Raw genomic sequence first — 6,879 nt, forward strand, 5'->3', positions numbered from 1 at the left:
CCAGCTCCCGCAGCGCGGCGTCGTCCTCCGCGCGCGGGGTGCGCTCGCCGTAGACGACGTCGTCGAAGAGACGTCCCGCGGTGCGCAGGTCGACGGCGTGGGCGGGCAGGCGCAGCCCGGCCGCCTCGACCGCCTCGTGCGCCGTGCGGCCCGGCTGCTCCTCCAGCACGGCGCGCTCCTCGAGCGCCCGGACCACTGCCCGGAACCGGTCGGCGACCGCGGCCGCCCAGTCGCCGCGCGCGGCGGCCCCGTCCGCGGCGGCCCGCAGCTCGGCGGCGGTGCGCCGGTCGTCCGCGTCCAGCACGCTGCGCGCCCCGGCGACGCGCCGGCTGCGGCGCACGGGCCCCGTGACGAGGAACGCCACCGTCACGAGGACGGCCAGGCCGGCGAGGATCGCCAGGAGCGTGCCGACGTTGCCGATCGGCAGGCCGTCGGCACCCTCGAACAACCGGCCCAACCAGTCCAGGAACCGCTGCAGCAGGCTCGGCTGCTGGTGGTAGACCGGGTCGGCGAGCTCCTGCTCGAGCCAGCGGCGCGCCTGCTCGGCGTCCGGGACGACGGGCACGGTCACCGGCCGGCGCCCTCCGCGGCCCGGGCCAGCTCGACGTCCAGCCCCTCGCGGCGCATCCGGACGTCGATGTAGGCGAGCGCGACGACACCCGCCATGAACACCGTCGTGATGGTGGAGGCGATCGCGGTGCCCACGGCGGTCAGCGCGATGGCCGGCCCGCTGGTCATGAGCGGGTCGTTGAGCACCAGCTGGGAGATCAGCGTGACCGGCACGACGACGATCTGCGAGATGATCCCGACGAGGATCGTCACCAGCAGGTACAGGCCGAGCAGGCGCCAGAAGGACCCGCGGGTCAGCCGCCACGCGCGGGCCACGGACGCCCAGAACCCGCCGCCCTCGAGCATGATCGCGGCCGGCGCGAGCAGCGTCCGGATCGTCAGCCAGAAGCCGCCCACCAGCGCGGCGGCCACCCCGAGGAGGCCGACCAGCACGGTGAGGCCGACGCTGTCCGAGGTGGCGCCGACCAGGACCACCAGGCCGACGATCGCCGCCATCCCGACCGCGGTCACCAGACCGAGCAGCAGGCTGAACCCGATCACCCAGACGATCCGCTTGCCCTGGCCGCGCACCACGTCGCGGGCGGAGACGCGCTGGCCGATGACCGAGCGGCTGACCGACAGGATCAGCAGACCGGTGAGGACCGTGGTGGCGAGGGCAGTCAGCGGGATGGTCGCGACGCTCGCGAGCGAGGTGCCGAAGCTGTCGCCGAGCAGCTCGGTGTCGGCCGTCGTGAGCCCCGCGCTGTCGGTGAACAGGTCGTTGACCGCGCTGGCGAAGAACCCGGCGACGTACCACTGGATCAGGGCGCCGATCGCGGTGGCGACCGCGACGACGACGGCGGTGAGGCCGAACATCGTCCCCGGGTTGTGCCGGATCGCACGGAACGCGCCGTCGAAGATCTCCCAGATGCTCAGGGGCCGCAGCGGGATGATGCCGGGCTGCGCGGCGGGCGGCTGGTACGGGCTGGCGCCCCAGCCGTAGGGGGTCGCCCCGGGCTGCTGGCCGTAGCCCTGCTGGCCGTAGCCGGGCTGGCCGTAGCCCGGCGCGGTCGGCTGGCCGGGGGCGGCCGGGTAGCCCGGCCGCTGCCCGTACCCCGGAGCCGGCGGCTGCCCCGGCGCGCCCGGGTACCCCGGCTGCTGCCCGTACCCGGGCTGCTGCCCGTACCCCGGCGGGACCGGCCCGCCCGGGCCGGCGGCCTGCCCCGGCTGGCCCTGCGCGTCACCCGGACGGCCGCCGCCCGGGTGGGTGCCGGGGTCGCCCCAGGGGTTCGCGGGCTGCCCGCCGGCGGCCGGGTCCGTGGGCGGCTGCCAGCCCGCGGGGGCGTACTGCCCGTACCGGGGCGCGGGGCGCGGGTCCTCGCCGTGCCGCGGCGCGTCCTCGGGGCGGCCCTCGTCGTGCGGCGTGCTCATCGGACTCCCTGGGTGGCGTTCGTGGTGCGCCGAGGGTGCCTGTCGAGGGCGCCCTGCGCGGCTGACGGCCATCGTGCCACGTCACGTCCGCGCGCGGGCCGCTGCTCCGTCCGGACGTCGCGCGGCGCGCGGGGCCCGGTCCGGGCCGCCGTGATGCGATCATGGGCAGATGAAGGGACGCGTTCTCGTGGTCGACGACGACACCGCCCTGTCCGAGATGATCGGCATCGTCCTGCGCTCGGAGGGGTTCGAGCCGGTCTTCTGCGCGGACGGTGACGAGGCGCTGGAGACGTTCCGGTCCACGCAGCCGGACCTCGTGCTCCTCGACCTCATGCTCCCGGGCAAGGACGGGACCGAGGTGTGCCGGCTCATCCGGGCGGAGTCGGGCGTGCCGATCGTCATGCTCACCGCCAAGGCCGACACGGTCGACGTGGTCCTCGGGCTGGAGTCCGGCGCCGACGACTACATCGCCAAGCCGTTCAAGCCCAAGGAGCTGATCGCGCGGGTGCGCGCGCGCCTGCGGCGCAGCGACGAGCCCGCGCCCGAGCACCTGCGCATCGGGGACCTGTCCATCGACGTCACCGGCCACCGGGTCACCCGCGACGGCGTGGCCATCTCGCTCACCCCGCTGGAGTTCGACCTGCTGGTCGCCCTCGCGCGCAAGCCGTGGCAGGTGTTCACCCGGGAGGTGCTGCTGGAGCGGGTGTGGGGGTACCGGCACGCCGCCGACACCCGTCTGGTGAACGTCCACGTGCAGCGCCTGCGGTCCAAGATCGAGGCCGACCCCGAGCGTCCCGAGATCGTGGTGACCGTTCGCGGCGTCGGCTACAAGGCGGGCGCGACGCCCCCGTGACCGGGACCTCCCGCGGCGGCGTCACCGCGCGGGCGGCGCGGGCGTGGCGGCTCGCCACGGTGCGTGCCGGCGCCCGCACGCGCCGGCTGGTGCGCGCCTGGCGCGGCTCGCTGCAGGCGCGCGTCCTCACGCTGACCCTGGTGGTGGGCCTGCTCGCGCTCGCGGTGCTGGGCGGCTACCTGTCGGTCACGGTCCGGGACGGGCTGTTCACCCAGCGGGTCGACCAGGTGCTCGCCGAGTCCGCGCGCAGCGCCGCCCAGGCGCAGGAGACGTTCGACGCCTCGACCGCAACGACGGCGCCCGAGGTCCAGCTGCTGCTCAACGACATGGTGCGCGCGCTGCGATCGGGCGGGTCGGGGGAGCGCGAGGTGTTCATCCTGCGCACCCGCGGCCAGCAGCAGCCGATCCTGGTCACCGGCCAGTCCACCGACTCCACCCTGGTCGGCCTGGTGTCGGACGACCTGCGGACCGCGACCGCCGCGAACGAGGGCCAGCGCTGGGAGTCCGTCGCCTGGCCCGCGTCCTCGACCGACTCCGGCCGGGTCGAGCCCGGCGTGATGGTCGGCCAGGTGGTCACCGTGCCCGCCGCCGGTTCCTACGAGCTGTACTTCCTGTACTCGCTGCAGGCCGAGCAGGACCGGCTCGAGTTCCTGCAGAGCGTGCTCGGCATCGGCGCCGTCGCGCTGGTCGTGCTGCTGGTGTCGATGACCTGGCTGGTCACCCGGCAGGTCGTCCGCCCGGTGCGGCAGGCCGCGCACGTCGCGGAGCGGATCGCCGACGGCAGCCTCAGCGAGCGGATGCCGGTGCGGGGCGAGGACGAGATGGCCCGGCTGGGGCGGTCGTTCAACGAGATGGCCGAGAGCCTGCAGGACCAGATCGACCGCATGGAGCACCTGTCGGCCATGCAGCGCCGGTTCGTGTCCGACGTGTCGCACGAGCTGCGCACGCCGCTGACCACCGTCCGGATGGCCGGCGAGATGATCTACGAGTCGCGCGACGAGTTCGACCCGGTGGTGCGCCGGTCCGCGGAGCTGCTGCAGCAGCAGCTCGACCGGTTCGAGGACCTGCTGGGCGACCTGCTGGAGATCAGCCGGTTCGACGCCGGCGCCGCCGTGCTGGACGCCGAGGCGCGCGACCTGCGCGACGTCGTCGGCGCCGCCGTCGACCAGGCCGTGCCGCTCGCGGCGGCGAAGGGTTCCTGGCTGTCGGTGACGCAGCCCGAGGGCCCGTGCGTCGCCGACGTCGACCCGCGCCGCGTGGAGCGGGTGCTGCGGAACCTGCTGGTGAACGCGATCGAGCACGCCGACGGCAGCGACGTCGAGGTGACGGTGGGCGCGGACGACCGCGCGGTGGCCGTCACCGTCCGGGACCGCGGCGTGGGCATGTCCCGGGACGAGGCGGCGCACGTGTTCGACCGGTTCTGGCGCGCCGACCCCGCGCGCGCCCGCACCACCGGCGGCACCGGGCTGGGCCTGGCGATCTCGCTCGAGGACGCGCACCTGCACGGCGGCTGGCTCGAGGCGTGGGGGCGGCCCCGGCAGGGCGCCTGCTTCCGGCTGACGCTGCCGCGGCGGGCCGGCATCACCCTGGAGTCCTCGCCGCTGCCCCTGGAGCCCCCGGCCGAGCAGGACCGGCCCGCGCCGCGCGACCGGGACGCCGACCGCCCCGACCCGGCCGCCCTGCCGGACCTGCCGCCCACCACGGGGTCGTTCGACGTCGTGGAGCGCGCGCGGGAGGCGCAGCGGGCGGTGGCCCGCCGCCGCGAGCACGAGCGCGCCGCCGGTGCGCCGGACCGGGCGCCGGACGAGCCCGCCACGCCCGACCCCGAGCCCGCCCGCCACGGCGGTCCCGACCGACCGGGAGACCCGCGATGACCACGCCGACCCGCACCGCCGCCCGCCGCGGTGGCGTCGCCGCGCTGCTCGCCGTCGTGCTCGCCGCGCTGTCCGCCTGCGTCGGCATCCCGACGTCCGGACCGGTGGGCGTGGGCGTCGAGGGCGTCACGGACCAGGGCGTCGTCGAGCCGCTGGGCGACCCGCCCCCGCAGGACGGCACGCCCGAGGACATCGTCCGCGGGTTCCTCGGCGCCAGCGCGGCGGGCTTCAGCCGGGGGTCCGCCTCGGTCGACGCCGCCGACGACTTCCGGAACGCCCGCGAGTACCTGTCCGGCGAGACCCGCCGGTCCTGGAACCCGCGGGAGCGGGTCGTCGTGTACGCCACCGCCTCCAGCCCCGACATCGAGCTCGTGGGCGAGTCCCAGGTGCGCGTCGACGTGCGGGTGGCGGCGCGGATCGACGACGAGGGCCGGTACGCGCAGGCCGGCCCGGACGCCAAGGAGTCCCTGACCTTCGACCTCGTGCAGGACAGCGAGGGCCAGTGGCGGATCGCCGGGCTGGAGGACGGGGTCGTGCTGTCCCAGCCGAACTTCGACGCGATCTACCGGTCGGCGACCCTCTACTTCCTGTCGCAGGACGAGCAGTTCCTGGTCCCGGAGACGCGGTGGTTCCCGCTGCGGAACCTCGCCACCTCGATCGTGCGCGCGATCATCGCGGGCCCGTCGGGTTGGCTGCGGGACGCCGTGCGCAGCGCGGTGCCGGAGGGCGCGGTGCTCCAGCCGGACGCCGTCTCCGTGGACGAGGACGGGGTGGCGACGGTCAGCCTCGCGGCGGGCGGGCTGCCCACCGAGCCGGACGAACGCGCCCGGATGCAGGCGCAGCTCGAGGCGTCGCTGCGGATCGCGCGGGTCCGCACGGTGCAGATCAGCGCCGGCGGCGTCGCGATGGACGCGGAGGCCGCCGAGCTGGAGCGCGGCCAGGACTGGGGCGGCGCCCTGGAGGCGCTGCAGGACGGGACGCTCGTGCAGATGTCCGCGGGCGAGCTGGAGCCGGTCGAGGGCGTCGCCTCCCTCGCCGGCCTCGACGCCCGCGACCCGGCCCGCGACGGGTCCGGCGACCTGCGCGTGATGCTGTCGGGGCCGGACCGGCTGGTGACCGTCCCCACGGCGACCGCCGCCTCCGTCCAGCTGCTCGACGCGCCGGCGCTCGTCGCGCCGTCCGTCGACCGCCTCGGCTGGGTGTGGACCGCGTCGGCGCAGTCCGGCGGGGACCTGCTGGCCGTCGACGATCGCGGCACGGTCGTCGAGGTCGCGGCCGAGTGGCTGCAGGACCGCACGGTGCGCTCGGTGCGGATCGCCCGCGACGCCACCCGGGTCGCCGTGGTCTCGTCCGGGTCGGACGGCGTGAGGGTCGACGTCGCCTCGGTGGTCCGCGACGACTCCGGGACGCCCCAGGTGCTCGGCGAGGCGTGGCGGACCGGGGTGACGCTCACCGACGCCACCCGGGTGGTCTGGGTCGACGAGTCGACGCTCGGGGTGCTCGGCCGGTCGGGCAGCACCACCACCGCCGTGTACCACCTGGTGCCGCTGTCCGGGGAGGTGCAGACCCGTCCGGCGCTCGCGGACGCGGTCGACATCGCCGGCGGCAAGGGGGACAGCGCGCTCTACCTGGCGACCGCGGAGGGTGAGCTGTTCGCCCGCGCCGGGTCGAGCTGGGCGTCGGTCGGGACGGACGTGCGGGACCCGAGCTTCGCCGGCTGAGCGGCGGGCCTGGGGACGCGCGCCCGCGGGCCCGGGCGCAGCGGCATCCTGGAGCGCATGCCCGCGACCGCCCCGCGGGGGCGCGCCCTCGGCGACGTCGCCCGCGAGCTCCTCGACCTCGTGCTGCCCGCGACCTGCGCCGGGTGCGGGCAGCCCGGACCGGCGCTGTGCCCGGGCTGCCTGCACCGGTTCGCCGGGCCGCCGCGTCGGTGCGAGCGCGCGGCGGGGCGGCTCGACCGGATGGACGGGACGACGGTGCCGGTGTGGGCGCTCGCCGAGAACGACGGCTCGGTGCGCCGGGCCGTCGTCGCGTGGAAGGACCGCGGGCAGGCGGACGTGACCCCGTGGTTCGCCGCCGTGCTGCGGCGGGCGGCGCCGGCGCTGCGGGGCGAGGTCCGGGCGCCGGTGCTCGTCGTGCCGGCGCCCGCCTCCCCGCGCGGGCGGGCGCGCC

At 76.5% G+C, this 6,879-nt stretch carries 6 protein-coding genes; 4 read left to right on the forward strand and 2 right to left on the reverse strand.

Translation table 11 applies throughout. From position 1 onward, the window contains the following. On the reverse strand, positions 1–571 hold a 571-nt coding region (locus FA014_RS16835; RefSeq protein WP_154730796.1), incomplete at its 3' end, for a DUF4129 domain-containing protein. Continuing rightward, positions 568–1,980, reverse strand: a complete 1,413-nt coding sequence (locus tag FA014_RS16840) for a glycerophosphoryl diester phosphodiesterase membrane domain-containing protein (protein WP_154730797.1) — start codon at positions 1,978–1,980, stop codon at positions 568–570. The genes FA014_RS16835 and FA014_RS16840, both read right to left, overlap by 4 nt. Before the next feature lie 169 nt (positions 1,981–2,149). Here FA014_RS16840 and mtrA point away from each other — a divergent pair, with 169 nt between their 5' ends. From mtrA to FA014_RS16860, 4 genes are all read left to right on the forward strand, one after another. Beyond that, positions 2,150–2,833 (forward strand): MtrAB system response regulator MtrA, encoded by a 684-nt coding sequence (gene mtrA, locus FA014_RS16845; protein ID WP_154730798.1) that lies wholly within the window; start codon positions 2,150–2,152, stop codon positions 2,831–2,833. Continuing rightward, a complete protein-coding gene (gene mtrB / locus FA014_RS16850; RefSeq protein ID WP_419178425.1) occupies positions 2,830–4,707 on the forward strand; it encodes an MtrAB system histidine kinase MtrB in 1,878 nt (625 codons plus the stop codon). The genes mtrA and mtrB overlap by 4 nt, the downstream gene beginning before the upstream one ends. Further along, the gene (locus tag FA014_RS16855; RefSeq protein WP_154730799.1) at positions 4,704–6,428 is read left to right on the forward strand and encodes an LpqB family beta-propeller domain-containing protein; all 1,725 of its coding nucleotides are present in this window, start codon (positions 4,704–4,706) and stop codon (positions 6,426–6,428) included. Before mtrB ends, FA014_RS16855 begins: the two co-directional genes overlap by 4 nt. Before the next feature lie 57 nt (positions 6,429–6,485). After that, positions 6,486–6,879 (forward strand): ComF family protein (locus FA014_RS16860; protein WP_419178426.1); only part of this gene is annotated, 394 nt, incomplete at its 3' end.

Origin of the sequence: Cellulomonas hominis (assembly GCF_005239125.1) — a bacterium.
GTDB lineage: Bacteria > Actinomycetota > Actinomycetes > Actinomycetales > Cellulomonadaceae > Cellulomonas > Cellulomonas hominis_A.